This is a genomic window from Citrobacter freundii complex sp. CFNIH2, from assembly GCF_002880615.1.
Taxonomy (GTDB): domain Bacteria; phylum Pseudomonadota; class Gammaproteobacteria; order Enterobacterales; family Enterobacteriaceae; genus Citrobacter_A; species Citrobacter_A amalonaticus_F.
Map to the genome: position 1 here is coordinate 3,411,505 of NZ_CP025757.1, position 26,562 is coordinate 3,438,066.

The window sequence follows — 26,562 nt, forward strand, 5'->3', positions numbered from 1 at the left end:
TTTATTTTTATAAGACCATGATGCAGTATCAAGTGAAACAAAACGAAAGATTACATGTCGCAGTTATCTGACCTGGAGAGGAAAGTGAAACATCTGACTGATATGGTGGAACAGCATAAACGAGGTAAGACAAACGGAATTTACGCCGTTTGTTCCGCGCATCCGCTGGTGCTGGAATCCGCAATACGCTACGCGCAGGCAAATCACTCGCCGCTGCTGATTGAAGCAACCTCAAATCAGGTTGACCAGTTTGGCGGTTACACGGGCATGACCCCAGCCGATTTTCGCCATTTTGTCTGCCAATTGGCCGACTCACTTGATTTCCCACAGGAGCAGCTGATTCTGGGGGGCGACCACCTCGGTCCAAACCGTTGGCAAAATCTGGCCGCAGAACCGGCAATGGCCAATGCCGACGAACTGATCAGAAGCTATGTCGCCGCCGGATTCAAAAAAATCCACCTTGATTGCAGCATGTCCTGCCAGGGCGATCCCGTGCCATTGACCGATGCCATCGTCGCGGAACGTGCCGCGCGTCTGGCGAAGATCGCCGAAGAGACCTGCATTGATCATTTTGGTGAGTCGGATCTGGTTTATGTGATTGGCACTGAAGTACCAGTACCGGGCGGAGCCCATGAGACGCTGACCGAACTGGCGGTAACCACGCCCGAGGCCGCACGTGCGACGCTGGAAGCCCATCGTCACGCCTTTGAAAAACAGGGACTCGATGCCATCTGGCCCCGCATTATCGCGCTGGTGGTACAACCCGGCGTTGAGTTCGACCATACCCACATCATTGATTATCAGCCACAGAAAGCCGTCGCGTTAAGCAAGATGGTGGAAGCGTATGACACGCTGGTTTTTGAGGCGCACTCCACGGACTACCAGACGCCGCAGTCGCTGCGCCAGTTAGTGAAAGATCACTTTGCCATCCTGAAAGTCGGTCCTGCCCTGACCTTCGCCCTGCGCGAAGCGCTGTTCTCGCTGGCCGCCATTGAAGAAGAGTTGCTCCCGGCAAAAGCCTGTTCCGACCTGCGTCATGTCCTTGAGAGCGTCATGCTCGATCGTCCGGAATACTGGCAGAGTCACTACCACGGCGATGGCAATACCCGTCGCCTGGCGCGCGGCTACAGCTATTCCGATCGTGTTCGTTACTACTGGCCGGACAGCCAGATTGATGAGGCGTTTGAACGACTGGTGCGTAATCTGGCGGATGAACCGATTCCCCTGCCGCTCATTAGCCAGTATTTACCTTTGCAGTACGTGAAAGTGCGCGAGGGAGATCTCAATGCCACACCGCGAGAACTCATCATCAACCATATTCAGGACATACTGCAGCAGTACCATGCCGCCTGCCAGGGCGTAACGTCCCAAAACGGATAACAAAAAAGAGGAACACGCTATGCCAAATATTGTACTCAGCCGTATCGACGAAAGGCTCATTCATGGTCAGGTCGGGGTGCAGTGGGTCGGATTTGCGGGGGCAAATCTGGTCCTGGTCGCCAACGATGAAGTGGCGGAAGACACTGTGCAACAGAACCTGATGGAGATGGTGCTGGCGGAAGGGATCGCCGTGCGTTTCTGGTCGCTGCAAAAAGTGATCGACAACATTCACCGCGCCGCCGACCGGCAGAAAATTTTGCTGGTCTGCAAATCCCCCACCGATTTCCTCAGGCTGGTCGAAGGTGGGGTTCCTGTTACACGCATCAACGTCGGAAATATGCACTACGCCAATGGCAAACAGCAGATTGCGAAAACAGTCTCTGTCGACTCGACCGATATTACGGCGTTTAACGGCCTGAAAGCCGCGGGGGTGGAATGCTTTGTTCAGGGCGTTCCGACAGAACCCGCGCAGGATCTCTTTAAACTCATCTGAGGCCTTCACCATGGAAATTAGTCTGTTACAGGCTTTTGCATTAGGTATCCTCGCCTTTATTGCCGGCCTGGATATGTTCAACGGATTAACACACATGCACCGCCCGGTGGTGCTTGGGCCGCTGGTCGGCCTGATTCTGGGCGATCTGCATACCGGTATTTTAACCGGCGGTACGCTGGAACTGGTGTGGATGGGACTCGCACCGCTGGCAGGCGCGCAACCACCAAACGTCATCATCGGCACCATCGTGGGTACAACGTTCGCCATTACAACAGGGGTGAAACCGGATGTCGCCGTGGGCGTCGCCGTGCCGTTTGCCGTGGCGGTGCAAATGGGGATTACGTTCCTGTTCTCCGTGATGTCTGGGGTGATGTCCCGCTGCGATCGCATGGCGGCGAATGCCGACACCGCCGGTATTGAACGGGTCAACTATCTGGCGTTACTGGCACTGGGGATCTTCTATTTTCTGTGTGCGTTCCTGCCGATTTACTTCGGCGCAGAGCACGCGAAAACAGCCATTGATGTTCTGCCGGAACGTCTGATTGACGGTCTCGGCGTCGCAGGCGGCATCATGCCAGCCATCGGCTTTGCCGTACTGCTGAAAATCATGATGAAAAACGTCTATATCCCTTACTTTATCATCGGTTTCGTGGGAGCCGCCTGGCTCAAGCTGCCGGTACTGGCGATCGCCGCCGCGGCACTGGCTATGGCGCTGATCGACCTGCTGCGTAAATCTCCAGAACCAACCCAACCAGCGGCCCAGAAAGAGGAATTCGAAGATGGCATCTAATCAACAAACTCTTCCGACTGTTTCCGACAGCGAAGAAACGCTGCTTTCCGGCGTAAACGAAAACATCTATGAAGATCAGAGCATTGGCGCAGAGCTGACCAAAAAAGATATCAACCGGGTCGCCTGGCGTTCCATGCTGTTGCAGGCGTCATTTAACTATGAACGTATGCAGGCTTCCGGTTGGCTTTACGGGCTGCTGCCTGCGCTGAAAAAGATCCACACCAATAAACGCGACCTGGCGCGCGCCATGAAAGGCCACATGGGTTTCTTCAATACCCACCCCTTCCTGGTGACGTTTGTCATTGGCATCATTCTGGCGATGGAGCGCTCAAAGCAGGACGTTAACAGTATTCAGAGCACCAAAATTGCCGTTGGCGCACCGCTCGGCGGGATTGGCGATGCGATGTTCTGGCTGACGCTGTTGCCGATTTGCGGCGGCATCGGGGCCAGTCTGGCCTTGCAGGGTTCGATCCTCGGCGCAGTGGTCTTTATTGTACTGTTTAACGTGGTCCATCTGGGTCTGCGTTTTGGCCTGGCGCACTATGCTTATCGTATGGGGGTCGCCGCCATTCCGCTCATCAAGGCCAATACGAAGAAAGTGGGCCACGCGGCGTCTATCGTCGGGATGACGGTCATTGGCGCGCTCGTGGCGACCTATGTGCGTCTGAACACCACGCTCGAAATCAAGGCGGGGGATGCGGTCGTTAAGCTCCAGGCAGACGTGATCGACAAACTGATGCCCGCTTTTTTACCGCTGGTCTATACCCTGACGATGTTCTGGTTAGTCCGTCGCGGCTGGAGTCCGCTGCGCCTTATCGGTATCACCGTGGTACTGGGTGTCGTCGGCAAGTTCTGTCACTTCCTGTAAAGCAAAGAGGTCTTCGATGTTAGGTATTATTTTGACGGGGCACGGTGGGTTTGCCAGCGGTATGGAAAAAGCGATGAAACAGATCCTCGGCGAGCAGTCGCAGTTTATCGCCATCGACTTTCCGGAAACCTCCACCACTGCGCTGCTCACCTCGCAGCTTGAGCAGGCGATTGAACAACTGGACGGCGAGGAAGATATCGTGTTCCTGACCGACCTGCTCGGCGGCACACCGTTTCGCGTCGCCTCTACGCTGGCGATGTTGAAACCTGGCCGGGAAGTGATCACCGGCACTAACCTGCAACTGCTGCTGGAGATGGTGCTGGATCGCGAAGGACTCAGCAGCGAAGCATTTCGTGTGCAGGCGCTGGAGTGCGGGCATCGCGGCCTGACCAGCCTGGTCGATGAACTGGGGCGTTGCCGCGAGGAGCACCCCATCGAGGAAGGGATATGACGCAGGTTTTGCGCGCCAGACGCCTGCTCACCGAGCAGGGCTGGCTGGACGATCATCAGTTGCGCGTTGAAGAAGGCGTCATCACGGCCATCGAGCCGATTGCTGCGGGTATCACCGTGCGCGACGCCGAGCTACTGTGTCCCGCCTATATCGACACTCACGTCCACGGAGGCGCGGGGGTCGATGTGATGGACGATGAACCGGACGCACTCGATAAGCTGGCGATGCACAAAGCGCGTGAAGGGGTTGCCAGTTGGCTCCCCACCACCGTCACCGCGCCGCTGAAGACGATTCACCGCGCGCTTGAGCGCATCGCTCAACGTTGTTATTCCGGCGGGCCTGGCGCTCAGGTGCTCGGAAGTTATCTGGAAGGGCCGTACTTCACGCCGCAGAACAAAGGCGCCCATCCCCCGGAACTGTTTCGGGAACTGGACCTCACGGAACTGGATGAGCTGATCGCCATTTCACGACAGACCCTGCGGGTGGTGGCGCTGGCACCGGAAAAACCGGGCGCATTGCAGGCGATTCGCCATCTCAGACAGCAGGGTGTGCGGGTGATGCTGGGGCATAGCGCAGCAACCTGGGCGCAAACCCAGGCCGCCTTTGACGCAGGCGCGAACGGACTTGTGCACTGCTACAACGGCATGACCGGACTCCATCACCGGGAGCCTGGAATGGTCGGCGCAGGACTCACCGATCCACGCGCGTGGCTGGAGCTCATCGCCGACGGACACCACGTCCATCCGGCCGCCATGAAGCTCTGTTGCTGCTGTGCCAAAGAGAGGCTGGTACTGATCACTGATGCGATGCAGGCCGCCGGTATGCCCGACGGAAACTACACGCTGTGTGGTGAAAAAGTCGAAATGCACGACGGAATTGTGCGAACCGCATCGGGTGGCCTGGCGGGCAGTACGTTGTCGGTGGATGCGGCAGTGCGCAATATGGTTGAACTGACAGGTATCGCCCCTGAGGATGCGATCCATATGGCCTCGCTCCATCCGGCGCGACTGCTGGGGATCGACAGCCACTTAGGATCGTTAGCCGCGGGCAAACGCGCCAGCATGATCGCCCTCGACGGCGGACTGCATTTACAACAGATCTGGATTCAGGGTCAGCTCCTCCCCCTTTGACCCTTTTTTTTCTCCCTGGCCTTCGATCATGAATCGTAAGGCCTTTCTTTTCCTTTCGCTTAAGAAAACCCTCACCCCAGGACGTTCAGAGAGAATTATTACAGATCAATAAGATAAAAACGCTCTCCGTACAATCGATCACACTTTTCGTTTTATTTCATTTTGCATCATTGAACTTTCGATTTCTTTCCTATAGATTTTAATCAATCGATCATGTGAACAAGTGAAACGAAACGAAAGATAGCGACATTTTGCCAGCGTCTGATGTGGAATTCACAAGACTAAGGACTTACGTTATGCCAGAAACCTATACCCCTGCAGCGGCAACAACCGGAACCTGGACTGAAGAAGAGATCCGCCAGCAGCCTGCCAGTTGGATCCGATCGCTGACGAACATTGACGCGATTCGTACCGCGATCGACAACTTTCTCGCACCACTACTGCGCAAAGACGATCTGCGGATCGTTCTGACCGGAGCGGGTACCTCGGCATTCATTGGCGAGATCATCTCTCCCTGGCTTGCCAGCCACACGGGGCAAAACATCAGCGCAGTACCGACCACCGATCTGGTCACCAATCCGATGGATTATCTGAATCCGGCGCATCCGCTGCTGCTGGTCTCGTTTGCCCGTTCCGGCAACAGTCCGGAAAGCGTGGCCGCAGTGGAACTGGCAAACCAGTTCGTCCCTGAGTGCTATCACCTTTCGATCACCTGCAATGAAGCGGGCAGCCTGTACCAGAACGCGGTGGCAAGCGATAACGCCTTTGCTTTGCTGATGCCGGCAGAAACACACGATCGCGGTTTTGCGATGACCAGCAGTATTACCACCATGATGGCCAGTTGCCTGGCGGTGTTCGCACCGAAACTCTTCAACAGCCAGACCTTCCGCGATGTCGCGGATCGCTGCCAGACGATCCTGTCTTCACTGGGGGATTTCAGCCACGGCGTGTTTGGCAATGAAAGTTGGAAACGGATCGTCTACCTCGGCAGCGGCGGATTGCAAGGTGCGGCGCGTGAATCGGCCCTGAAAGTGCTGGAACTGACCGCCGGTAAGCTGGCGGCGTTTTACGATTCGCCAACCGGCTTCCGTCACGGTCCGAAATCACTGGTGGATAACGAAACGCTGATCGTGGTGTATATCTCCAGCCACCCTTACACCCGACAGTACGATCTCGATCTGCTGGCGGAGCTGCGTCGCGATGATCAGGCCATGCGCGTTGTTGCCATTGCAGCCGAAAGCGATTCCCTTATCGAAGCCGGCCCGCATATTTTGCTGCCGCCTGCGCGTCATTTCATCGATACCGAACTGGCGTTCTGCTACCTGATGTACGCCCAGGTCTTTGCGCTCACCCAGTCCATTACTGTCGGTAATACGCCGGATACCCCTTCCCGCAGCGGTACGGTCAACCGCGTGGTACAGGGCGTCGTTATTCACCCGTGGCAGGCTTAAGAGGATCCGATCATGAGCATCATTTCCACGAAGTATCTCTTGCAGGATGCCCAGGCAAAAGGCTACGCCGTACCGGCCTTCAACATCCATAATGCCGAGACGATCCAGGCGATCCTCGAAGTGTGTAGCGAAATGCAATCGCCGGTGATCCTCGCCGGTACGCCAGGCACCTTTAAACATATCGCGCTGGAAGAGCTTTACGCGCTGTGCACCGCCTACTCCACCACCTACGGTATGCCGCTGGCGCTGCATCTCGATCATCATGAATCGCTGGACGACATTCGCCATAAAGTGAACGCCGGAGTGCGCAGCGCCATGATCGACGGTAGCCATTTCCCGTTTGAAGAAAACGTGAAGCTGGTGAAATCGGTGGTAGATTTCTGCCACGCCCGCGATTGCAGCGTCGAAGCGGAGCTGGGGCGACTGGGTGGCGTCGAAGATGATATGAGCGTTGACGCAGAAAGCGCCTTTCTGACCGATCCGCAAGAGGCCAGACGCTTTGTTGAGCTGACCGGCGTCGACAGCCTTGCCGTCGCCATCGGTACCGCGCACGGCCTTTACACCAAAAAACCGAAAATCGATTTCCAGCGTCTGGCTGAAATTCGTGAAGTGGTGGATATTCCGCTGGTGCTACATGGCGCGAGCGATGTGCCTGACGAGTATGTCCGCCGCACGATAGAGCTTGGCGTCTGTAAGGTTAACGTCGCCACCGAACTGAAAATTGCCTTCGCCGATGCCGTAAAAGCGTGGTTTGCCGACAACCCACAGGGCAACGATCCGCGCTACTACATGCGTGTCGGTATGGATGCGATGAAAGAAGTGGTGAGAAGTAAAATCACGGTTTGCGGTTCGGCCAACAGATTAGTGGTTGATCACGATTTACAGCCTAAATAATTCGAGTTGTAGGCAGGCGGTAAGGGAGTGAATCCCCAGGAGCTTACTCGAGTAAGTGACTGGGGTGCACGACAAATCTGTCAGGAACAGATTTGAACGTCGCGGAGCGGCGGCCCGTAAGGGCGAGTCTCAAGGATGAGACGAGTAACTCAGCAACCAACGCACCTGCAGCTTGAAGTATGACGGGTATAGCCTAAAACCGTTTCAACACGATATTCAGAAGCGTTATCTGATTAATATCAGGTAGCGCTTTCTGGCCAAATAGCGGAGGAGAATAACGAGATTACATCACGCTGATTTAATTAATGAATGCGATACGGTAAGAATAATATATTTCAACAAACTCGGTCATTCAATTATTTTATGGTGAGGATTTAAGTATGGGCAGTCCAAATATCCTGTTAACGCGTATTGATAACCGACTGGTGCATGGTCAGGTGGGTGTCACCTGGACATCAACAATCGGCGCCAATCTACTGGTCGTTGTGGATGATGATGTCGCTCAGGATGAGATTCAGCAGAAATTAATGGGCATCACCGCAGAAACCTACGGTTTCGGTATCCGCTTCTTCTCTATAGAAAAAACCATCAATGTCATCGGTAAGGCCGCGCCACATCAGAAGATCTTCCTGATTTGCCGCACCCCGCAAACGGTCAGAAAGCTGCTCGAAGGCGGTATCACGCTCAACGACGTGAACGTCGGCAATATGCACTTCTCGGAAGGCAAAAAGCAGATCAGCAGCAAAGTTTATGTCAATGAGCAGGATCTTCAGGACCTGCAGTTCATTAAGAAACATGGCGTAAACATTTTTATTCAGGATGTCCCTGGCGATCAAAAAGAAGCGATCCCGGAGTAAATAACAAGCCAATGTTTTCATATTAAAGGGACTTATTTACATGAGGTGTTCAAAATGCATGAAATAACGCTTTTACAAGGGATATCCCTCGCGGCATTAGTCTTCTTTCTGGGAATCGATTTTTGGCTGGAAGCCCTGTTTTTATTCAGACCAATTATTGTCTGTACGCTCACTGGCGCCATTCTTGGCGACATTCATATTGGTTTGATCACCGGCGGTCTGACCGAACTGGCTTTTGCTGGTTTGACGCCTGCCGGCGGTGTACAACCGCCAAACCCCATCATGGCAGGGTTGATGACCACGGTGATCGCCTGGTCTACTGGCGTGGACGCCAAAACCGCCATCGGCCTTGGCTTGCCCTTCAGCCTGCTGATGCAATACGTGATTCTGTTCTTCTATTCCGCCTTCTCCCTGTTTATGTCCAGGGCCGACAACTGCGCGAAAGAAGCCAACACCCGCGCATTTGCCCGTCTGAACTGGCTGACGACGCTGATTGTCGCCTGCTCTTACGCCATTATCGCGTTTCTGTGTACCTATCTGGCGCAGGGCGCCATGCAGGCACTGGTGAAAGCCATGCCCGCCTGGCTTACTCATGGTTTTGAAGTCGCGGGCGGTATTCTGCCTGCCGTTGGTTTTGGTCTGTTGCTGCGCGTGATGTTCAAAGCGCAGTACATTCCTTACCTGATCGCTGGCTTCCTCTTTGTCTGCTACATCCAGGTCAACAACCTGCTCCCGGTCGCCGTCCTCGGCGCGGGATTCGCCGTGTACGAATTTTTCAATGCTAAAGCTAAACAGCAGGCGCAACCCCAGCCTGTCGCCCGTAAAAATGATGATGAAGAGGATTACAGCAATGGGATCTGAAATCAGTAAAAAAGACATTACCCGTCTTGGCTTCCGCTCTTCCCTTCTTCAGGCGAGCTTTAACTATGAAAGGATGCAGGCGGGCGGCTTTACCTGGGCGATGCTGCCGATTCTGAAAAAAATCTATAAAGATGATAAGCCGGGCCTGAGTGCGGCCATGAAAGATCATCTGGAATTTATCAATACTCACCCCAACCTCGTCGGTTTTCTGATGGGGTTACTGATCTCCATGGAAGAGAAAGGAGAAAACCGCGACACCATTAAAGGTCTGAAAGTGGCGCTGTTTGGCCCCATCGCCGGGATTGGCGATGCTATTTTCTGGTTCACCTTACTGCCGATCATGGCGGGGATCTGCTCCTCTTTCGCCAGCCAGGGCAATTTGCTGGGGCCAATTCTGTTTTTCGCCGTCTATCTGATGATCTTTTTCCTGCGCGTCGGCTGGACTCACGTCGGCTATTCGGTTGGGGTAAAAGCCATTGATAAGGTGAGGGAAAACTCGCAGATGATCGCCCGTTCAGCGACGATTCTCGGGATCACGGTGATTGGCGGTCTGATCGCCTCTTACGTCCATATCGATGTCGTGACCTCTTTTGCCATCGACAGCACGCACAATGTGGCACTACAAAAGGACTTCTTTGACAAGGTCTTCCCGAACATTTTACCGATGGGCTACACGCTGCTGATGTACTACCTGCTGCGGGTGAAAAAAGCGCATCCGGTCCTGTTAATCGGTGTCACTTTTGTGCTTTCTATCGTCTCTTCCGCACTCGGCATTTTGTAAACCGAACGGGGCGCGACGATACGTGCGCCCCTCGTCAAAAGGATGACTGACAAATGCAATGCATACAGTACTGCGACCACTACGATGCGCTCAGCGATCGCGCCAGCGAACGGTTGATTCAGGTCATACAGGACAAACCTGACGCGACGATTTGCCTGGCGACCGGTGCCACACCTGAACTGACCTATCGTTTCTTTGTCGAGAAAATACAGCAGCATCACATTGATATTCGGAACGTGACCTTCGTGAAGCTCGATGAGTGGCTGGGAATTCCCTTACACACGCCGGGTACCTGCGAATCGTTCCTGCAACAGCACATCGTGCAACCGCTTGGCCTGCGCCCGGAACAGTTGATCGGTTTTCAGTCGGAAAATATCGACGAAGCGGAGTGCGAACGCGTGACGGATTTGATTGCCTGTCGGGGCGGTCTCGATTTATGCGTACTGGGCATCGGCAAAAATGGTCATCTGGGGCTGAACGAGCCGGGAACCGCGCTGGAGCCGTGTTGCCATATCAGCAGGCTTGATGACCAAACGCGCCATCACGACATGCTGAAAACGGCCGGTCGTCCGGTGACGCACGGTATCACGCTGGGCCTGAAGGAGATCCTCAACGCAAAAGAAATTTTGCTGCTGGTTGCCGGGGAAGGCAAGCAGGCCGCTGTCGAAAAATACCTGACCGCTACCGTGACAACGGCGATTCCGGCCTCGTTTTTATGGCTGCATGACAATACGACATGCTTATTGGATGGCTCGCGATATTCTGATCGGTAACAACTCACCTCAACAGACACGCTGCAACGTTGCAGCGTGTCTGTTGAATTTACGCCCCCTGCTGCTCCAGCGCATGTTTGTACAGGGCGTTCTTTTTCACGCCGTGGATTTCAGCCGCCAGCGCCGCGGCTTTCTTCAACGGCAACTCGGCCTGTAACAACGCAAGGGTGCGCAGGGCATCGGCGGGCAGTTCATCTTCCTGCGCCTTGTGCCCCTCTACAATCAGCACCATCTCGCCTTTACGCCGGTTTTCATCCTCTTTAACCCACGCCAGCAGTTCACCCACCGGTGCGCCGTGGATCGTCTCCCAGGTTTTGGTCAGCTCGCGCGCCAGCACCACATAACGGGATTCGCCCCACACCGCGACCATATCTTCCAGACTGTCTAACAGGCGATGGGTGGATTCATAGAAAATCAGCGTACGCGGCTCGGTTTCGATAGCTTTCAGCGCGTCACGGCGTCCTTTTGATTTCGCCGGTAAAAAACCTTCATAGCAGAAGCGATCGGACGGCAACCCCGCCGCGCTTAATGCAGCTATCGCCGCACAGGGCCCCGGCAACGGCACGACACGGATGCCCTGCTCACGACAGGTACGCACGAGGTGGTACCCCGGATCGTTGATCAGCGGCGTTCCGGCATCGGAAACCAACGCGATGTTCTGCCCCTCTTTCAGCTTCGCCACCAGCGTTTCCGCTTTTTGCTGCTCGTTATGATCGTGCAGGGCGAACAATCGGGCATTAATCGCGAAATGCTGCAATAATAATCCGGTATGACGAGTATCTTCCGCGGCAATTAAATCAACGGCTTGTAACACTTCGAGGGCTCGTTGGGTAATATCAGACAAATTCCCGATTGGAGTAGGTACAATAAAGAGTTGGCCGCGAGAATTCTCCGCCGATTCGTGTTGTGTCATTGTGTCGTCCGTATTGCCGATTTAATATTGAGCATTGCGTATAAAAAATATCACTGGATACAGTATGGTACCCTTAACATTCTCTCGTTTAAAAGCCGCGCGCTGTCTGCCCATCGTTCTGGCAGCCCTGATTTTCGCCGGCTGTGGCACCCAGGCGCCCGATCAGAGCACTGCCCATATGCAGGGCACAGCGCAAGCTGATTCCGGCTTTTATCTGCAACAGATGCAGCAAAGCGCAAATGATAGCAAGACCAACTGGCAATTACTCGCCATTCGTGCACTGCTGAAAGAAGGCAAAAGCCAGCAGGCTATCGACCTGTTTAATCAGTTGCCGCAGGATCTGAATGATACCCAGCGTCGGGAACAATCGCTGTTAGCCGTTGAGATCAAACTGGCACAGAAAGATTTTGCCGGCGCGCAGGCGCTGCTGGATAAGCTCACCCCGTCTGATTTTGAGCAACATCAACAGGCTCGCTACTGGCAGGCGCAGATTGACGCCAGCCAGGGTCGCCCGTCACTCGCGCTACTGCGTGCCCTGATAGCTCAGGAGCCGCTGCTCAGCGAGAAAGATAAACAGAAAAACATGGACGCCACCTGGCAAGCACTGTCTGCCATGACGCAGGAACAGGCCCAGGCGCTGGTGATCAATGCCGATGAAAACGTGCTGCAGGGCTGGCTGGATCTGCAACGCGTCTGGTTTGATAACCGCAGCGATCCGGACATGATGAAAGCCGGTATTGCCGACTGGCAAAAACGCTATCCGCAAAACCCGGGAGCAAAACTGCTGCCCACTCAACTGGTCAATGTGCAGAGCTTTAAACCCGCCTCAACCAGCAAAATTGCCTTGCTGCTGCCGCTGAACGGTCAGGCTGCCGTATTTGGTCGCACGATCCAACAGGGCTTTGAAGCGGCCAAGAATCTCGGTACGCAACCTGTTGACGCACAGCCCGCCGCGCAACCGGCTCCGGTCGCTGCCCCAACGCCGGCAGACCCGCAGCCGCAGCCAACCGATGGCGTCGCCAGTCCTTCCCAGGCGTCGGTGAGCGATTTGACCCACGACGAGCAGGCTGAACAGCCGGCGCCGGTCAGCGCACCGCAGGCAACGCCGGCGCAACCAGCCACCGCAAGCGCGGCGGCAAATCCATCTGCTGAACTGAAAATTTATGACACCAGCGCCCAACCGCTCGATCAGATCCTGACGCAGGTTCAGCAGGATGGCGCAAGCATCGTGGTCGGCCCGCTGTTGAAAAACAACGTCGACGAACTGATCAAAAGTAACACCCCGCTGAATGTACTGGCGCTAAACCAGCCGGAATCGGTACAGAGCCGGGCAAACATCTGCTACTTCGCCCTCTCACCGGAAGATGAAGCGCGTGATGCCGCGCGCCATATCCGTGAACAGGGTAAACAGTCGCCGCTGTTGCTGATCCCGCGTAGCGCGCTTGGCGATCGTGTTGCTAACGCCTTTGCCCAGGAGTGGCAAAAACTGGGTGGCGGTACGGTGTTGCAGCAGAAATTTGGCTCAACCGCGGAACTGCGTATGGGCGTTAACGGCGGTTCCGGCATTGCCTTAACCGGTAGCCCGGTTGCCGCGGGCACACCGTCTCAACCTGGCGTCACCATTGGCAATTTAACCATTCCAGCGCCGCCTACGGATGCGCAAATCAGCGGTAACGGTGGGCGTGTGGACGCCGTGTATATTCTGGCAACGCCCAATGAGATCGCCTTCATCAAGCCGATGATCGCCATGCGCAACGGTAGCCAGAGCGGTGCAACGCTGTACGCCAGTTCGCGCAGCGCGCAGGGAAATGCCGGTCCGGACTTCCGTCTGGAAATGGATGGCCTGCAGTACAGCGAGATCCCGATGCTGGCGGGCGCAAACCCGTCGCTGATGCAGCAGGCGCTCGGCGCTGTGAATAACGACTACTCGCTGGCGCGCATGTATGCGATGGGCGTGGACGCCTGGTCGCTGGCAAACCATTTCTCCCAGATGCGTCAGGTACAGGGCTTCGAAATTAATGGGAATACCGGCGCGCTGACCGCCAGTCAGGATTGTGTGATTAACAGGAAGTTATCATGGCTCCAGTACCAGCAAGGGCAGATTGTCCCCGCCAGTTAACGAGTAAACAGGCCGGTGACGCGTGGGAAACCACTGCGCGTCGCTGGCTGGAGTGCAAGGGACTGCATTTCATCGCCGCCAACGTGCATGAACGCGGCGGCGAGATCGACCTGATTATGCGTGATGGCAAGACAACCGTCTTTATTGAGGTTCGCTACCGACGCTCTACGGCGTTCGGTGGCGCCGCTGCCAGTGTGACGCGCAGCAAGCAACGCAAATTATTACAGGCTGCCCGCTTGTGGCTCGCGCGCCACAATGGGAGTTTTGATACTGTGGATTGCCGGTTCGATGTGTTAGCCTTCACCGGAAATGATGTTGAGTGGTTCAGGAATGCGTTTACTGACTGCTCATAATTGAAGATTCAGAGCAGACCCATTGGGCGTATATTGTTGCAGTCAGCCTGGACACGGACAGCGCGGAACCGCCGGAGCGTACTGGTCGTACGTGAGGAGTGTGAGTACTGCCCTGGTCTGAAATGGCAAATAAAATAACCTAATGAGTTAGCTCTTAAGGATTAGCGTGTTAGACAGAATTAAAGTCTGCTTTACCGAAAGCATTCAAACTCAAATTGCCGCAGCAGAAGCCCTCCCGGATGCTATCTCTCGTGCCGCCATGACGCTGGTTCATTCACTGCTCAATGGCAACAAAATTCTCTGTTGTGGTAATGGGACATCCGCTGCCAACGCACAGCATTTTGCTGCCAGCATGATCAACCGTTTTGAAACAGAACGTCCCAGTTTACCTGCGATTGCACTAAATACGGATAATGTGGTCTTAACAGCGATTGCCAACGACCGTCTGCATGACGAAGTGTATGCAAAACAGGTTCGGGCGTTGGGTCATGCGGGTGATGTCTTACTGGCCATCTCGACGCGCGGTAACAGCCGCGATATCGTGAAGGCCGTGGAAGCAGCGGTCACGCGAGACATGACGATTGTGGCATTGACCGGGTATGACGGGGGTGAACTGGCTGGACTGTTAGGGCCACAGGATGTTGAGATCCGCATCCCTTCGCATCACAGCGCGCGCATTCAGGAAATGCATATGCTGACGGTAAACTGCCTGTGCGATCTGATCGATAACACGCTTTTCCCCCACCAGGATGATTAAGGAGTACACATGAAGGCTTTATCGCCAATCGCAGTCCTTATTTCTGCTCTGCTGTTGCAAGGTTGTGTGGCCGCCGCTGTTGTCGGTACAGCCGCCGTTGGTACCAAAGCAGCAACAGACCCACGTAGTGTAGGCACTCAGGTGGACGATGGAACCCTGGAAGTCCGCGTCAACAGTGCGCTGTCGAAAGATGCGCAGATCAAGAAAGAAACGCGAATTAACGTGACGGCTTATCAGGGTAAAGTGTTGCTGGTCGGCCAGTCGCCGAATAGCGAGCTCTCCTCACGCGCCAAACAGATTGCTATGGGCGTCGATGGTACCACCGAAGTCTATAACGAGATCCGTCAGGGTGAGCCGATTGGCATGGGCACCGCCTCGAACGACACCTGGATCACCACCAAAGTACGCTCTCAGTTACTGACCAGCGACCAGGTTAAATCTTCAAACGTGAAGGTGACAACCGAAAACGGTGAAGTGTTCCTGTTAGGCCTGGTGACCGAACGTGAAGCAAAAGCGGCTGCGGATATCGCCAGCCGGGTCAGCGGCGTGAAGCGCGTGACCACCGCGTTTACGTTTATTAAGTAAGTCCTTGTGTGCCGGATGACGGCGTAAACGCCTTATCCGGCCTACAGAATGTATCAACGAAGCGCCCCGGCATTCGACAGAATGTACGGCCGTAGGCCGGGTAAGCGAAGCGCCCCCGGCATACCTTTTTTATATCAGCGCAAGACTCCCCACTATCACGCCAGTGATAACCACTAGCACCGCCGTTAACCACAGCGCTTTTGCCGGGAACGCTTTACGTAGCATGATCAGCGACGGCAGGCTGACGGCGGGTAATGTCATCAACAGTGCAAGCGCAGGCGCAGTCCCCATCCCTGCCAGCATCATGGTCTGCACAATCGGGATTTCTGCTGCGGTCGGGATCACAAACAGACAACCGGCTACCGCCAGCGCAATCACCCACAGCAGACTGTTATCGATCGCCCCATCCGCATGCGGGAACAGCCAGACACGCGCAGCACCCAGTACCAGCACCGCCAGAATGTAGACCGGAATAGTGCTCCAGAACAGCGTCCATAGCGCGCGGCCCCAGCGAACAAAGAACCCATCCTGTGCGTCCGGCTGCGTGATTTCCACCGGCAACGCAGTCTGCGGAGGCTCTTTCACCCATTTTTGTACCAGCGTCGCCACTACCAGCACCATCGCCAGTCCGGCGACCAGACGGATCGCCGCGAAATGCCAGCCGAGGACAAAGCCCATAAACACCAGCGTCGCCGGATTTAATAACGGATTCCCCATCCAGAAAGCCAGTGCCCCGCCCATCGAAACCTGTTGGCGACGCATCCCCGCCGCCACCGGTGCGGCACAGCAGGTGCACATCATGCCGGGCAGGGAGAAAAGCGTCCCGAACAGCGTGCCGCGAAAACGCGCTTGCCCGAGCGTACGTAACAGCCAGTCACGCGGGATCAGAACCTGAATCAGCGAGCCGAGGATCACCCCCAATACCGCTGCCTTCCAGACCGCAATGAAATAGACCATTGCATAATCCCAGGCCGCCTGCCAGGGGTTCGCATCAGCCTGCGCCAGAATAGATTTACCGATGCTGTGAGTTTCTGCGGCGGTGAAGGCTTTCCCGTAATAAGGCTGCCATTTCACATACCAGAGACCGACGATGACGACGAGAAAGAAAAGAGCGGGTTTCCACCATTGAAACGGTGTTGCCGCCTGAGATGAAGACTGACCAGCCATAGCATTCCCCAGGGAGTATGAGAGTAATAAGCCGGGGAATACTACGCCTTTGGGAAATGTTTGGAAACGTTATATTTTCCGGATGCCTTGTCTGGCCTACGATTCACGCGTCAGGCGGCTCTTTCCCGCAGTTGAGACGAGGTCAGGATCGTCACGCCGTCGTGTTCAGGCGCCAGCGCTTCTGACAGCATCGCGCGCGCCACGTCCCGCGCGTCAATTGACTTCCAGTTGCCCGGTAGTAGCCAAAACAACGGCGAAAAAAGGGTTTCAGTGAACCGCTGTCGGGTCCGGTCGCCGAGCAGCATCGATGGACGCGCAATCGTCAGCCTTGGCCAATCTTGCGCGATTAGCGCCTCTTCCATCTCACCTTTTACACGGTTGTAGAAAAACGGCGAATGGGCGTTGGCCCCCATCGCGCTCACCACCAGCATATGCTGTGCGCCCAGACGGAGGCCGGTCAACGCGGTGTCGACCACCAGCGTATAGTCGGCATGGATAAACGCCTCTTTACTGCCGGCTTCCCGGCGGGTCGTGCCCAGGCAGCAAAAAACAATATCGACAGGATCGGTGACCTGCGCCAGCGCATCGGTCAGTTGCGGATCGTAGGGATTATGGACGCCAGGCATATCCGCCAGCGGGCGTCGCGTCGGCGCGGCAATGGAATGGATCTTCGGTTCATTAAGCAGCATCCGCAGTAAATGTCCGCCAACCAACCCGGTTGCTCCGGTAATCAGTACCTGACTCATCCTCACCCCTTTCCAGAATAGTCCGCCTTGCGCCCTCAGTCTCATCGACCAGGCTTATTAGTTCACGGTGTAATTATCCATCATCATGGAAAAATTGCCTTATCCAATGCCAATATCGCGGAGGACGCATGAGTAAGAAGATTGCCGTTTTGATCACTGACGAGTTTGAGGATTCAGAATTCACCTCACCCGCTGCAGAATTTCGCCAGGCCGGGCATGAGGTCATTACGATTGAAAAACAGGCGGGTAAAACGGTGAAAGGCAAAAAGGGCGAGGCCAGCGTCACCATTGATAAAGCGATTGATGAGGTCCGGCCTGCTGATTTTGATGCCCTGCTGTTACCTGGCGGTCACTCACCGGATTACCTGAGAGGTGACGATCGCTTCGTCACCTTTACGCGTGATTTCGTGAACACCGGTAAACCGGTCTTCGCCATCTGCCACGGGCCACAGCTACTGATCAGCGCCGATGTCATTCGTGGTCGTAAACTCACAGCGGTGAAACCGATCATTATCGATGTGAAAAACGCGGGTGCGGAATTTTACGATCAGGAAGTGGTGGTTGATAAAGACCAACTGGTAACCAGTCGTACCCCTGACGATCTGCCGGCGTTCAATCGCGAAGCATTACGTATCCTCGGTGCCTGACTGACGTAACCAAACCAACTTTTTACCAAAGCCCAGGGTGTTGTCGGTAAACTTGAGTTCATCCAGGCGGATTTCCCATACTGGCGCTGACAGCATTCTGGCGACCGGGAAGCGGCGGAGATAGGCCTGTCGCGCGGCGTCGCTTTCTTCCCCTGTCAGTTGACGAATCTCGCCTTTAAACTGCACGCCGCGAATCAATGCGACCGTTTTGGGTTGACCGTTTACCGTTCCCGCTACGGGGGCCTGCGGGCCTGACATCTGCGCATGCCGCGTTTTCTCTTCCGTCAGCAGATAAAAAACGACCTTTTTAGCGTCGAAGAGATAAAACGCATTTGCACACCACAGTTCGCCTTCATGATGCACGCACCAGGTCACAACGTGTTGTTTCGCCAGCCAACGACTGATCGCAGTGAGTGTTTCCATCTCGGTTCTCTTTTATACTGGATGCCAGAAACGTAACACGCCGAAGGCCACGATGACACCCTGGTATCTTTATCTGATCCGTACCGCCGACAATGCCCTGTATACCGGGATCACGACCGACGTAGCGCGCCGCTACCAGCAGCATCAACGGGGTAAAGGCGCGAAGGCGCTACGGGGAAAAGGGGAGCTGACGCTGGCATTTTCCGCACCGGTTGGCGATCGTTCACTGGCGTTACGCGCAGAATACCGGGTCAAAAGACTCACCAAGCGGCAAAAAGAACGGCTGGTTGCAGAAGGCGAAGGGTTTGCAGCGTTACTGAATGACCTGCAAACCCCGGCGCTTAAAAACGATTAAAGTGATCGTGATACTCGACCAGTCCCGTCACGCCGCTTAGCGCGTCTTCCGCTAAACGGTGTACCTGGAACGCGCTTTCGGTGCCCGGCCAGCGGCAATGCAGATCGTAATGGGCGGCCAGTTCAAAACCAAAGCGACTGTACAGTGCCGGATCGCCCAGGGTGACCACGGCGGCATAGCCAAATTCGTTGAGCGAATCCAGTCCTTCATAGACCAGCTGGCGCGCCAGACCTTGCCCACGGTAGTTTTCATCGACGGCCAGCGGTGCCATACCGACCCACTGCAGATCTTCACCCTGCACGTCGACGGGGCTGAATGCCACGTACCCCACCACCTGACCTTCATCGTCGGTGGCGACCAGACCGAGCGTCAGAAAACCATCTTCACGTAGATCGTGAACCAGTTTTGCTTCCGCATCGCTTTCGAATGAACGACGCAGCAGGGCATCAATGCCGGGGGCGTCAATGGGAATTTCTACTCGAATCAGCATGGTTCACCTACCGATGTTTGTTTGGTTTCTGGCGAGTATTTCATGCCCGCCTCAACAAAATCTGCCAGTTGCAGCAGCATAACGCGCAACGCTTTGGGCATCTGCTCCAGCTCAATGGCATCCATCAGGTTCTTCACATACAACCCTAACTCCGTATCCCCTTCGATCACCAGGCGGCGCTGGAAGAAGAGCGTATCCGGATCCTGCTTACGCGCGGCGATCATCAACAGATCGCTGGCATCAGCGCTAAAACTCACGTCGGCTTGCGCATCCTCGCTGACGATCAGTTTGTCATTCTCGACTGAGGTATACCACTTCAGGCCGATATCGCGAACCGTAATGCTTAACCAACGGCCTTCCAGGAATTCCAGTTCACCGTCTGCCAGGGCCTGGCGAAACTGCCAGCTCAGGACTTGTTCCAGAACCTGGCGTTGCAGTGCAAAGGGCGTCAGTTTAACTGGCACACTCATCAGAGACGGACCGAAATGTACTAAGCGTGAACGCAGCTTATCTAACACGAGCTTTACTCCCTGTTTCAATTATCCTGCTATTTTGCCATATCAGATAAACGACATAGCGGCGTAAATCAACAATTGCGTACGAAATCTCTACCTCTTTATTACTGATATCAATACGACTTTAACTGCCTTAAATCAAAAATTGTCGCAGCAAGGTTAACTAAAATCCTTGTTCGTTAACAATTATGCGTCCCAGGCGGCGCAATCTTCAGGATAAATTATGGAGCTGCTCTGCCCTGCCGGAAATCTCCCGGCGCTTAAGGCGGCCATCGAAAACGGCGCTGATGCTGTTTATATCGGGCTTAAAGATGATACCAACGCCCGCCACTTCGCCGGCCTTAACTTTACCGAGAAGAAATTGCAGGAAGCGGTGAGTTTTGTCCATCAACACCGCCGTAAATTGCACATCGCCATTAACACCTTTGCGCATCCGGACGGTTATGCCCGCTGGCAGCACGCGGTGGATATGGCCGCGCAACTGGGCGCGGATGCGCTGATCCTTGCCGATCTCGCGATGCTTGAGTATGCCGCAGTTCGTTATCCGCATATTGAGCGCCATGTCTCTGTTCAGGCTTCGGCAACGAATGAAGAAGCGATCAACTTTTATCACCGCAATTTTGATGTTGCCCGCGTCGTCCTGCCACGCGTGCTCTCGATTCATCAGGTGAAACAGCTTGCCCGCGTGACGCCCGTACCGCTGGAAGTTTTTGCTTTCGGCAGTCTATGCATTATGGCGGAAGGTCGCTGTTACCTCTCGTCCTATTTAACCGGTGAATCTCCCAATACGGTAGGCGCCTGCTCCCCTGCCCGCTTTGTGCGCTGGCAGCAGACGCCGCAGGGGCTGGAATCTCGCCTGAATGAAGTGTTGATCGACCGCTATCAGGACGGGGAAAACGCCGGTTATCCGACGCTGTGTAAAGGTCGTTATCTGGTTGATGGCGAGCGTTACCACGCACTGGAAGAACCAACCAGCCTGAACACGCTGGAACTGCTGCCGGAACTGTTGGCAGCGAATATTGCCTCGGTGAAAATCGAAGGCCGTCAGCGCAGCCCGGCCTATGTCAGCCAGGTCGCGAAAGTGTGGCGTCAGGCGATCGACCGCTGCATGGCCGACCCGCAAAACTATGCGCCGCAGGCAGCCTGGATGGAGACGCTCGGCGCGATGTCCGAAGGCACTCAGACGACGCTCGGCGCGTATCACCGTAAATGGCAGTGAGAAAAGCAATGAAATATTCCTTAGGGCCGGTGCTTTACTACTGGCCGAAAGAGACGCTGGAAGACTTCTATCAGCAGGCCGCCGCCAGCAGCGCGGATGTTATCTATCTCGGCGAAGCGGTGTGCAGCAAACGCCGCGCCACGAAAGTCGGCGACTGGCTGGATATGGCGAAGTCGCTCGCCGGTAGCGGCAAGCAGGTGGTGCTTTCAACGCTGGCGCTGGTGCAAGCCTCTTCTGAGCTGAATGAGCTGAAGCGTTATGTCGAAAACGGCGACTTTTTGCTGGAGGCCAGCGATCTTGGCGTGGTGAATATGTGCGCCGACCGCAAACTCCCGTTTGTCGCCGGACACGCGCTGAACTGCTACAACGCGGTCACGCTGCGCCTGCTGCTCAAACACGGGATGGTGCGCTGGTGTATGCCGGTAGAACTGTCCCGCGACTGGCTGATGAACCTGCTCAATCAGTGTGATGAACTGGGGATTCGCCAGCAGTTTGAAGTGGAAGTCCTGAGCTACGGGCATCTGCCGCTGGCTTACTCCGCTCGCTGCTTTACCGCTCGCTCGGAAGACCGGCCGAAAGATGAATGCGAAACCTGCTGCATCAAGTACCCGAATGGCCGCGACGTGCTCTCTCAGGAAAATCAACAGGTGTTCGTCCTCAATGGCATTCAGACCATGAGCGGCTATATCTACAATCTGGGTAACGAACTGACGTCAATGCAGGGTCTGGTGGATATCGTGCGTCTGTCACCGCTGGGAACCGAAACATTCGCTATGCTCGACGCCTTCCGCGCCAATGAAAATGGCGCATCGCCTCTGGCCCTTGAAGCACACAGTGATTGTAACGGTTACTGGAAACGCCTGGCCGGTCTGGAATTGCAGGCCTGATGCCTCTCTGCCGGATGGCGGCATAACTGCCTTATCCGGCCAACTCCAGGCCTGATCATCAGGTATTTTCTGTCCGCCACGCGTTTTATAAAGCTCACTTTGTTAACTACGGTTATCATTTTTTAATGCACTATTAAAAAATATGCCGATGACAAAGTGAGCCGTTATGACTGACAAAACCATTCCTTTCTCGGTGCTGGATCTGGCGCCGATTCCTGACGGATCCTCAGCAAAAGAGGCGTTCTCGCACTCGCTGGATCTTGCCCGTCTCGCGGAAAAACGGGGCTACCATCGCTACTGGCTGGCGGAACACCACAATATGACCGGTATCGCCAGTGCCGCAACTTCAGTGCTGATCGGCTATCTGGCCGCCAACACCCGCACGTTGCACCTCGGTTCCGGCGGCGTCATGCTTCCCAATCACTCACCGCTGGTGATCGCCGAGCAGTTCGGTACGTTGAATACGCTCTATCCGGGACGCATTGATCTCGGCCTAGGACGCGCGCCGGGCAGCGACCAGCCGACAATGCGAGCCCTGCGTCGTCATATGGGCGGCGATATCGATAACTTCCCTCGCGACGTCGCTGAGCTGGTGGACTGGTTTGACGCGCGCGATCCCAATCCGCAGGTACGCCCGGTGCCTGGCTACGGCGAGAAGATCCCGGTCTGGCTGTTAGGCTCCAGCCTCTACAGCGCACAGTTAGCCGCACAGCTTGGCCTGCCGTTCGCTTTTGCCTCCCACTTCGCACCGGATATGCTGTTCCAGGCGCTGCATCTGTACCGCACGCAGTTCCGGCCATCAGCACGGCTGGAAAAACCGTATGCCATGGTGTGCATCAACATCATTGCCGCCGACAGCAACCGTGATGCGGAGTATCTGTTCACCTCGATGCAACAGGCTTTCGTCAAGTTGCGGCGTGGTGAAACGGGCCAGCTCCCGGCGCCGATTCAAAATATGGATCAGTTCTGGTCGCCGTCAGAGCAGTACGGTGTACAGCAGGCGCTGAGCATGTCGCTGGTGGGCGATAAAACGAAAGTACGCCACGGACTGGAGTCAATTCTGCGTGAAACCCAGGCGGACGAGATCATGGTTAACGGGCAGATTTTTGATCATCAGGCGCGTCTGCACTCGTTTGATCTGGCGATAGATGTGAAAGAGGAGCTGGTGGGGTAGTTTTTTTGCCGGATAGCGGCTTCGCCTTATCCGGCCTACTCAATTCCTGTAGGCCCGGTAAGCGTAGCGCCACCGGGCATTTTGGTTACTGATACACAGGTAATAAATTAAAGCTCGACAGGATGTGTACCAGCGCGTTACCGACACCGAAAACCAGAATCAGGACAATTATCGGCTTACCACCCCAGACACGGAATTTCGGGCTGCCAAAGCGCTGACGTGACTTGCGAGCCAGCAGCGCCGGCACAATCGCGGCCCAGATGGTCGCCGCCAGTCCTGCGTAGCCAATGGCATACAGGAATCCGTTCGGCCACAACAACCCACCGACAATCGGCGGAACAAAGGTAAGCAGCGCCGTTTTGAAGCGCCCCAGCGCCGAATCGTCAAAACCAAACAGATCCGCCAGATAGTCAAACAGTCCCAACGTAACGCCGAGGAATGAACTCGCCACCGCAAAGTTGGAGAACACCACCAGCAACAGGTCCAGACTGCGACTGTTCAGCACCCCGCTTAGCGCCTGCACCAACACATCAATATTGCCGCCCTTCTGCGCGATACCGATAAACTCAGGACGAGGAATGTTTCCCATCGTCCCCAGCAACCAGACGCTGTACAGCACCAGCGCCAGCAGCGTGCCGTACACCAGGCACTTCACAATGGTGCGCGGGTCTTTACCGTAGTATTTCATCAGGCTTGGGACGTTACCGTGGTAGCCAAACGAAGCCAGACAGAACGGCAGCGTCATCAACAGGTACGGCGTATAAGAGGCGTGACTTTCCGCGACGTTAAACAGCGTTGTCGGCGTGACGTGCCCGAGCAGACTGCCGAAAGTCAGGAAGAAAGTAATGACCTTCGCACCCAGCACGATCGCCGTCATGCGGCTCACCGCTTTGGTACTCAACCACACGACAAACGCCACCAGCAGGGCAAAGCCAAACCCTGCCGCACGCGCAGGTACATTCAGCGACATTTCGCTGAAGGTATGGTGCAAAATAGAACCGCTCGCGGAAATATAAGCGTAGGTCAGGATATAGAGCACGAAGGCAATAGAAATACCGTTGACCACGTTCCAGCCTTTGCCCAGCAGATCTTTGGTGATGGTGTCGAAGCTTGAACCAATACGATAGTTGAGGTTTGCTTCGAGGATCATCAAACCGGAATGCAGCATGCAGAACCAGGTAAAAACCAGCGCCGCCATTGACCAGAAAAACCACGCACCGGACATGACCACCGGCAGAGAGAACATCCCTGCGCCGATAATGGTGCCGCCGATGATCACCACGCCGCCGAGCAGCGAAGGTGATGTCTGGGTGGTGGTTAGTGTTGCCATTTAGCGATTTCTCCAGCGAATAATGTTGTGGCCGCATTTTAATGTGCTGCACTGTACCAGTACAATAGTACGAATGAAATAAAAAAAGCCCCGATAATTTTACCGGGGCTGTATCTATTACTTTACATCAGTAAGCAAGAAGTTTTACGCGTCACGACGACGGCTGGAACCTTCTTCACGACGTGGGGCACGGCTACCTTCGCGACGTTCACCGCTGAAACGACGACCATCACCACGACCGCCTTCACGACGCTCACCGCCGAAACCGCGACCGCCTTCACGACGCTCGCCACCGAAGCTGCGACCACCGCCACGACGTTCAGTGTGCGGCTGTGCATCGCCCAGCAGCTGCATGTTCATCGGCTTGTTCAGGATGCGAGTGCGCGTAAAGTGCTGCAGTACTTCACCCGGCATGCCTTTCGGCAGTTCGATGGTGGAGTGCGAAGCGAACAGCTTGATGTTACCAATGTAACGGCTGCTGATGTCGCCTTCGTTTGCAATCGCGCCAACGATATGACGAACTTCAACACCATCATCACGGCCCACTTCAATGCGGTACAGCTGCATATCGCCAACGTCACGACGTTCACGACGCGGACGGTCTTCACGGTCGCCACGCGGGCCACGATCGTTGCGGTCACGCGGACCACGATCGTCACGGTCGCGGAACTCACGCTTCGGACGCATCGGCGCATCTGGCGGCAGAATCAGCGGACGTTCGCCCTGCGCCATCTTCAGCAGAGCGGCAGCCAGGGTTTCGATATCCAGCTCTTCGTCTTCCGCCGTCGGCTGCAGTTTCGCCAGCAGCGCACGGTACTGATCCAGATCGCTGCTTTCCAGCTGCTGCTGTACTTTAGCCGCAAATTTTTCCAGACGACGTTTGCCCAGCAGTTCTGCGTTCGGCAGTTCAACTTCCGGAATGGTCAGCTTCATCGTGCGTTCAATGTTACGCAGCAGACGACGCTCGCGGTTCTCAACGAACAGCAGCGCACGGCCTGCACGACCCGCACGACCGGTACGACCGATACGGTGAACGTAAGACTCGGAATCCATTGGGATATCGTAGTTTACGACCAGGCTGATACGCTCAACGTCCAGGCCACGGGCCGCAACGTCGGTTGCAATCAGGATATCCAGACGACCGTCTTTCAGACGTTCCAGGGTCTGCTCACGCAGTGCCTGGTTCATGTCGCCGTTCAGCGCAGCGCTGTTATAGCCGCTACGCTCCAGCGCTTCAGCCACTTCCAGAGTCGCGTTTTTGGTACGAACGAAGATAATCGCCGCATCAAAATCTTCCGCTTCCAGGAAACGCACCAGCGCTTCGTTTTTACGCATGCCCCAGACAGTCCAGTAGCTCTGGCTGATGTCCGGACGAGTCGTGACGCTGGACTGAATGCGCACTTCCTGCGGCTCTTTCATGAAGCGGCGGGTAATGCGACGAATCGCTTCCGGCATGGTGGCAGAGAACAGAGCGGTCTGATGACCTTCCGGGATCTGCGCCATGATGGTTTCAACGTCTTCGATGAAGCCCATACGCAGCATTTCATCGGCTTCGTCCAGTACCAGACCGCTCAGACGAGACAGATCCAGGGTACCGCGTTTTAAGTGATCAAGCAGACGACCCGGCGTACCGACGACGATCTGCGGCCCTTGACGCAGGGCGCGTAACTGCACGTCATAACGCTGGCCGCCGTACAGGGCAACCACGTTCACGCCGCGCATGTGTTTAGAGAAATCCGTCATGGCTTCGGCTACCTGAACCGCCAGTTCGCGGGTCGGTGCCAGCACCAGAATCTGAGGTGCCTTCAGCTCAGGATCAAGATTGTTGAGCAGCGGTAAAGAGAACGCTGCCGTTTTGCCGCTACCGGTCTGGGCCATGCCCAGAACATCGCGACCGCCCAGCAGATGCGGAATGCACTCTGCCTGGATTGGAGATGGTTTTTCGTAACCCAGATCGTTAAGGGCTTCAAGGATAGGAGCCTTCAGGCCCAGATCTGCAAAAGTGGTTTCGAATTCAGCCATGTAGTACGTGTGCCTCAAAATTAATGGCGGCCAGTCTACATAACTCATCATGAAATTGATCTGCAATTTTCATTGAAAAGTGTGAACCGGCTCAAAGTAGGTGTATTAACGAACAACAACGCCCTCACCCG

General features: G+C 55.3%; 30 protein-coding genes. 21 read left to right on the forward strand and 9 right to left on the reverse strand.

Annotated features, from left to right (window positions below):
• Positions 1 to 54 precede the first annotated feature (54 nt).
• From kbaZ to WM46_RS16650, 12 genes are all read left to right on the forward strand, one after another.
• The gene (kbaZ, locus tag WM46_RS16590) at positions 55 to 1,380 is read left to right on the forward strand and encodes a tagatose-bisphosphate aldolase subunit KbaZ (RefSeq protein ID WP_061076211.1); all 1,326 of its coding nucleotides are present in this window, start codon (positions 55 to 57) and stop codon (positions 1,378 to 1,380) included.
• 19 nt (positions 1,381 to 1,399) lie between these two features.
• A complete protein-coding gene (gene agaV / locus WM46_RS16595) occupies positions 1,400 to 1,873 on the forward strand; it encodes a PTS N-acetylgalactosamine transporter subunit IIB (protein WP_061076210.1) in 474 nt (157 codons plus the stop codon).
• A 10-nt stretch (positions 1,874 to 1,883) separates the two neighbouring features.
• On the forward strand, positions 1,884 to 2,663 hold the full coding sequence (agaW, locus tag WM46_RS16600) for a PTS N-acetylgalactosamine transporter subunit IIC (RefSeq protein ID WP_061076209.1): 780 nt from the start codon (positions 1,884 to 1,886) through the stop codon (positions 2,661 to 2,663).
• Positions 2,653 to 3,531: a PTS N-acetylgalactosamine transporter subunit IID gene (gene agaE, locus WM46_RS16605; protein ID WP_061076208.1), complete on the forward strand. Its 879-nt coding sequence runs from the start codon at positions 2,653 to 2,655 to the stop codon at positions 3,529 to 3,531. The genes agaW and agaE overlap by 11 nt, the downstream gene beginning before the upstream one ends.
• A gap of 16 nt (positions 3,532 to 3,547) precedes the next feature.
• The gene (gene agaF, locus WM46_RS16610) at positions 3,548 to 3,982 is read left to right on the forward strand and encodes a PTS galactosamine/N-acetylgalactosamine transporter subunit IIA (RefSeq protein WP_042325173.1); all 435 of its coding nucleotides are present in this window, start codon (positions 3,548 to 3,550) and stop codon (positions 3,980 to 3,982) included.
• On the forward strand, positions 3,979 to 5,112 hold the full coding sequence (gene nagA, locus WM46_RS16615; RefSeq protein ID WP_102602854.1) for an N-acetylglucosamine-6-phosphate deacetylase: 1,134 nt from the start codon (positions 3,979 to 3,981) through the stop codon (positions 5,110 to 5,112). Before agaF ends, nagA begins: the two co-directional genes overlap by 4 nt.
• Positions 5,113 to 5,408: 296 nt before the next feature.
• The gene (locus WM46_RS16620) at positions 5,409 to 6,563 is read left to right on the forward strand and encodes an AgaS family sugar isomerase (RefSeq protein ID WP_061076206.1); all 1,155 of its coding nucleotides are present in this window, start codon (positions 5,409 to 5,411) and stop codon (positions 6,561 to 6,563) included.
• Positions 6,564 to 6,575: 12 nt separating this feature from the next.
• Positions 6,576 to 7,457, forward strand: a complete 882-nt coding sequence (kbaY, locus tag WM46_RS16625) for a tagatose-bisphosphate aldolase subunit KbaY (RefSeq protein ID WP_102602855.1) — start codon at positions 6,576 to 6,578, stop codon at positions 7,455 to 7,457.
• A 380-nt stretch (positions 7,458 to 7,837) separates the two neighbouring features.
• The gene (agaB, locus tag WM46_RS16635) at positions 7,838 to 8,314 is read left to right on the forward strand and encodes a PTS galactosamine transporter subunit IIB (protein ID WP_046487632.1); all 477 of its coding nucleotides are present in this window, start codon (positions 7,838 to 7,840) and stop codon (positions 8,312 to 8,314) included.
• 54 nt (positions 8,315 to 8,368) lie between these two features.
• On the forward strand, positions 8,369 to 9,175 hold the full coding sequence (gene agaC, locus WM46_RS16640; protein WP_046487635.1) for a PTS galactosamine transporter subunit IIC: 807 nt from the start codon (positions 8,369 to 8,371) through the stop codon (positions 9,173 to 9,175).
• Complete coding sequence (gene agaD, locus WM46_RS16645) at positions 9,165 to 9,956, forward strand: PTS galactosamine transporter subunit IID (RefSeq protein ID WP_042325161.1); 792 nt, start codon at positions 9,165 to 9,167, stop codon at positions 9,954 to 9,956. Before agaC ends, agaD begins: the two co-directional genes overlap by 11 nt.
• Positions 9,957 to 10,009: 53 nt before the next feature.
• Entirely contained in the window at positions 10,010 to 10,729 is a 720-nt protein-coding gene (locus WM46_RS16650; RefSeq protein ID WP_102602856.1) for a galactosamine-6-phosphate isomerase, read from the forward strand.
• A gap of 49 nt (positions 10,730 to 10,778) precedes the next feature.
• Here WM46_RS16650 and rsmI read toward each other — a convergent pair whose 3' ends face one another.
• The gene (gene rsmI / locus WM46_RS16655; protein ID WP_102602857.1) at positions 10,779 to 11,642 is read right to left on the reverse strand and encodes a 16S rRNA (cytidine(1402)-2'-O)-methyltransferase; all 864 of its coding nucleotides are present in this window, start codon (positions 11,640 to 11,642) and stop codon (positions 10,779 to 10,781) included.
• Positions 11,643 to 11,706: 64 nt separating this feature from the next.
• Between rsmI and WM46_RS16660 the strand changes: the two genes are divergently transcribed.
• The 4 genes from WM46_RS16660 (at position 11,707) to dolP (ending at position 15,456) form a co-directional block, all read left to right on the forward strand.
• The gene (locus WM46_RS16660) at positions 11,707 to 13,761 is read left to right on the forward strand and encodes a penicillin-binding protein activator (RefSeq protein ID WP_102602858.1); all 2,055 of its coding nucleotides are present in this window, start codon (positions 11,707 to 11,709) and stop codon (positions 13,759 to 13,761) included.
• The gene (locus tag WM46_RS16665) at positions 13,719 to 14,114 is read left to right on the forward strand and encodes a YraN family protein (RefSeq protein ID WP_102602859.1); all 396 of its coding nucleotides are present in this window, start codon (positions 13,719 to 13,721) and stop codon (positions 14,112 to 14,114) included. The genes WM46_RS16660 and WM46_RS16665 overlap by 43 nt, the downstream gene beginning before the upstream one ends.
• Positions 14,115 to 14,280: 166 nt before the next feature.
• The gene (gene diaA / locus WM46_RS16670; protein ID WP_023246631.1) at positions 14,281 to 14,871 is read left to right on the forward strand and encodes a DnaA initiator-associating protein DiaA; all 591 of its coding nucleotides are present in this window, start codon (positions 14,281 to 14,283) and stop codon (positions 14,869 to 14,871) included.
• A gap of 9 nt (positions 14,872 to 14,880) precedes the next feature.
• On the forward strand, positions 14,881 to 15,456 hold the full coding sequence (gene dolP, locus WM46_RS16675) for a division/outer membrane stress-associated lipid-binding lipoprotein (RefSeq protein WP_061076200.1): 576 nt from the start codon (positions 14,881 to 14,883) through the stop codon (positions 15,454 to 15,456).
• 129 nt (positions 15,457 to 15,585) lie between these two features.
• Here the strand turns inward: dolP and WM46_RS16680 are convergent, their stop codons facing one another.
• Both WM46_RS16680 and WM46_RS16685 read right to left on the reverse strand, forming a co-directional pair.
• Positions 15,586 to 16,623 (reverse strand): permease, encoded by a 1,038-nt coding sequence (locus WM46_RS16680; protein WP_102602860.1) that lies wholly within the window; start codon positions 16,621 to 16,623, stop codon positions 15,586 to 15,588.
• 110 nt (positions 16,624 to 16,733) lie between these two features.
• Complete coding sequence (locus WM46_RS16685; protein WP_102602861.1) at positions 16,734 to 17,369, reverse strand: NAD(P)H-binding protein; 636 nt, start codon at positions 17,367 to 17,369, stop codon at positions 16,734 to 16,736.
• Positions 17,370 to 17,497: 128 nt separating this feature from the next.
• Between WM46_RS16685 and yhbO the strand changes: the two genes are divergently transcribed.
• Positions 17,498 to 18,016: a protein/nucleic acid deglycase gene (gene yhbO, locus WM46_RS16690; protein ID WP_042325142.1), complete on the forward strand. Its 519-nt coding sequence runs from the start codon at positions 17,498 to 17,500 to the stop codon at positions 18,014 to 18,016.
• On the opposite strand, the gene WM46_RS16695 is transcribed toward yhbO, so the two are convergent.
• Complete coding sequence (locus tag WM46_RS16695) at positions 17,996 to 18,439, reverse strand: YhbP family protein (protein ID WP_102602862.1); 444 nt, start codon at positions 18,437 to 18,439, stop codon at positions 17,996 to 17,998. The genes yhbO and WM46_RS16695 overlap by 21 nt on opposite strands.
• Before the next feature lie 52 nt (positions 18,440 to 18,491).
• Between WM46_RS16695 and WM46_RS16700 the strand changes: the two genes are divergently transcribed.
• Positions 18,492 to 18,794, forward strand: coding sequence for a GIY-YIG nuclease family protein (locus tag WM46_RS16700; protein ID WP_102602863.1), 303 nt, complete (start codon positions 18,492 to 18,494; stop codon positions 18,792 to 18,794).
• On the opposite strand, the gene WM46_RS16705 is transcribed toward WM46_RS16700, so the two are convergent.
• Both WM46_RS16705 and WM46_RS16710 read right to left on the reverse strand, forming a co-directional pair.
• Entirely contained in the window at positions 18,781 to 19,284 is a 504-nt protein-coding gene (locus tag WM46_RS16705; protein WP_061076194.1) for a GNAT family N-acetyltransferase, read from the reverse strand. The genes WM46_RS16700 and WM46_RS16705 overlap by 14 nt on opposite strands.
• Positions 19,278 to 19,802 carry an SCP2 domain-containing protein gene (locus WM46_RS16710; RefSeq protein WP_042325135.1) on the reverse strand — a complete coding sequence of 175 codons (525 nt, stop codon included), beginning with the start codon at positions 19,800 to 19,802 and terminating at the stop codon, positions 19,278 to 19,280. The genes WM46_RS16705 and WM46_RS16710 overlap by 7 nt, the downstream gene beginning before the upstream one ends.
• A gap of 220 nt (positions 19,803 to 20,022) precedes the next feature.
• Between WM46_RS16710 and WM46_RS16715 the strand changes: the two genes are divergently transcribed.
• The 3 genes from WM46_RS16715 to WM46_RS16725 all read left to right on the forward strand — a co-directional run bounded on the left by WM46_RS16715 (position 20,023) and on the right by WM46_RS16725 (position 23,079).
• Positions 20,023 to 21,018 carry a peptidase U32 family protein gene (locus tag WM46_RS16715; protein ID WP_102602864.1) on the forward strand — a complete coding sequence of 332 codons (996 nt, stop codon included), beginning with the start codon at positions 20,023 to 20,025 and terminating at the stop codon, positions 21,016 to 21,018.
• Entirely contained in the window at positions 21,009 to 21,905 is an 897-nt protein-coding gene (locus WM46_RS16720; protein ID WP_071887619.1) for a U32 family peptidase, read from the forward strand. Before WM46_RS16715 ends, WM46_RS16720 begins: the two co-directional genes overlap by 10 nt.
• Before the next feature lie 166 nt (positions 21,906 to 22,071).
• Positions 22,072 to 23,079: a luciferase-like monooxygenase gene (locus WM46_RS16725; RefSeq protein ID WP_102602865.1), complete on the forward strand. Its 1,008-nt coding sequence runs from the start codon at positions 22,072 to 22,074 to the stop codon at positions 23,077 to 23,079.
• A gap of 85 nt (positions 23,080 to 23,164) precedes the next feature.
• On the opposite strand, the gene mtr is transcribed toward WM46_RS16725, so the two are convergent.
• From mtr to yrbN, 3 genes are all read right to left on the reverse strand, one after another.
• On the reverse strand, positions 23,165 to 24,409 hold the full coding sequence (gene mtr, locus WM46_RS16730; protein WP_102602866.1) for a tryptophan permease: 1,245 nt from the start codon (positions 24,407 to 24,409) through the stop codon (positions 23,165 to 23,167).
• Positions 24,410 to 24,553: 144 nt separating this feature from the next.
• Positions 24,554 to 26,431: an ATP-dependent RNA helicase DeaD gene (gene deaD, locus WM46_RS16735; protein WP_042998279.1), complete on the reverse strand. Its 1,878-nt coding sequence runs from the start codon at positions 26,429 to 26,431 to the stop codon at positions 24,554 to 24,556.
• A complete protein-coding gene (gene yrbN / locus WM46_RS26405) occupies positions 26,424 to 26,504 on the reverse strand; it encodes a protein YrbN (protein ID WP_010723222.1) in 81 nt (26 codons plus the stop codon). Before yrbN ends, deaD begins: the two co-directional genes overlap by 8 nt.
• Positions 26,505 to 26,562: the final 58 nt, after the last annotated feature.

Bases quoted from the DNA above. Each gene is read 5' to 3' on its own strand.
- kbaZ (WP_061076211.1), top strand. From the start codon at position 55: ATGTCGCAGTTATCTGACCTGGAGAGGAAAGTGAAACATCTGACTGAT.
- agaV (WP_061076210.1), top strand. From the start codon at position 1,400: ATGCCAAATATTGTACTCAGCCGTATCGACGAAAGGCTCATTCATGGT.
- agaW (WP_061076209.1), top strand. From the start codon at position 1,884: ATGGAAATTAGTCTGTTACAGGCTTTTGCATTAGGTATCCTCGCCTTT.
- agaE (WP_061076208.1), top strand. From the start codon at position 2,653: ATGGCATCTAATCAACAAACTCTTCCGACTGTTTCCGACAGCGAAGAA.
- agaF (WP_042325173.1), top strand. From the start codon at position 3,548: ATGTTAGGTATTATTTTGACGGGGCACGGTGGGTTTGCCAGCGGTATG.
- nagA (WP_102602854.1), top strand. From the start codon at position 3,979: ATGACGCAGGTTTTGCGCGCCAGACGCCTGCTCACCGAGCAGGGCTGG.
- WM46_RS16620 (WP_061076206.1), top strand. From the start codon at position 5,409: ATGCCAGAAACCTATACCCCTGCAGCGGCAACAACCGGAACCTGGACT.
- kbaY (WP_102602855.1), top strand. From the start codon at position 6,576: ATGAGCATCATTTCCACGAAGTATCTCTTGCAGGATGCCCAGGCAAAA.
- agaB (WP_046487632.1), top strand. From the start codon at position 7,838: ATGGGCAGTCCAAATATCCTGTTAACGCGTATTGATAACCGACTGGTG.
- agaC (WP_046487635.1), top strand. From the start codon at position 8,369: ATGCATGAAATAACGCTTTTACAAGGGATATCCCTCGCGGCATTAGTC.
- agaD (WP_042325161.1), top strand. From the start codon at position 9,165: ATGGGATCTGAAATCAGTAAAAAAGACATTACCCGTCTTGGCTTCCGC.
- WM46_RS16650 (WP_102602856.1), top strand. From the start codon at position 10,010: ATGCAATGCATACAGTACTGCGACCACTACGATGCGCTCAGCGATCGC.
- rsmI (WP_102602857.1), bottom strand. From the start codon at position 11,642: ATGACACAACACGAATCGGCGGAGAATTCTCGCGGCCAACTCTTTATT.
- WM46_RS16660 (WP_102602858.1), top strand. From the start codon at position 11,707: ATGGTACCCTTAACATTCTCTCGTTTAAAAGCCGCGCGCTGTCTGCCC.
- WM46_RS16665 (WP_102602859.1), top strand. From the start codon at position 13,719: ATGGCTCCAGTACCAGCAAGGGCAGATTGTCCCCGCCAGTTAACGAGT.
- dolP (WP_061076200.1), top strand. From the start codon at position 14,881: ATGAAGGCTTTATCGCCAATCGCAGTCCTTATTTCTGCTCTGCTGTTG.
- WM46_RS16680 (WP_102602860.1), bottom strand. From the start codon at position 16,623: ATGGCTGGTCAGTCTTCATCTCAGGCGGCAACACCGTTTCAATGGTGG.
- WM46_RS16685 (WP_102602861.1), bottom strand. From the start codon at position 17,369: ATGAGTCAGGTACTGATTACCGGAGCAACCGGGTTGGTTGGCGGACAT.
- yhbO (WP_042325142.1), top strand. From the start codon at position 17,498: ATGAGTAAGAAGATTGCCGTTTTGATCACTGACGAGTTTGAGGATTCA.
- WM46_RS16695 (WP_102602862.1), bottom strand. From the start codon at position 18,439: ATGGAAACACTCACTGCGATCAGTCGTTGGCTGGCGAAACAACACGTT.
- WM46_RS16700 (WP_102602863.1), top strand. From the start codon at position 18,492: ATGACACCCTGGTATCTTTATCTGATCCGTACCGCCGACAATGCCCTG.
- WM46_RS16705 (WP_061076194.1), bottom strand. From the start codon at position 19,284: ATGCTGATTCGAGTAGAAATTCCCATTGACGCCCCCGGCATTGATGCC.
- WM46_RS16715 (WP_102602864.1), top strand. From the start codon at position 20,023: ATGGAGCTGCTCTGCCCTGCCGGAAATCTCCCGGCGCTTAAGGCGGCC.
- WM46_RS16720 (WP_071887619.1), top strand. From the start codon at position 21,009: ATGGCAGTGAGAAAAGCAATGAAATATTCCTTAGGGCCGGTGCTTTAC.
- WM46_RS16725 (WP_102602865.1), top strand. From the start codon at position 22,072: ATGACTGACAAAACCATTCCTTTCTCGGTGCTGGATCTGGCGCCGATT.
- mtr (WP_102602866.1), bottom strand. From the start codon at position 24,409: ATGGCAACACTAACCACCACCCAGACATCACCTTCGCTGCTCGGCGGC.
- deaD (WP_042998279.1), bottom strand. From the start codon at position 26,431: ATGGCTGAATTCGAAACCACTTTTGCAGATCTGGGCCTGAAGGCTCCT.
- yrbN (WP_010723222.1), bottom strand. From the start codon at position 26,504: ATGAAAATTGCAGATCAATTTCATGATGAGTTATGTAGACTGGCCGCC.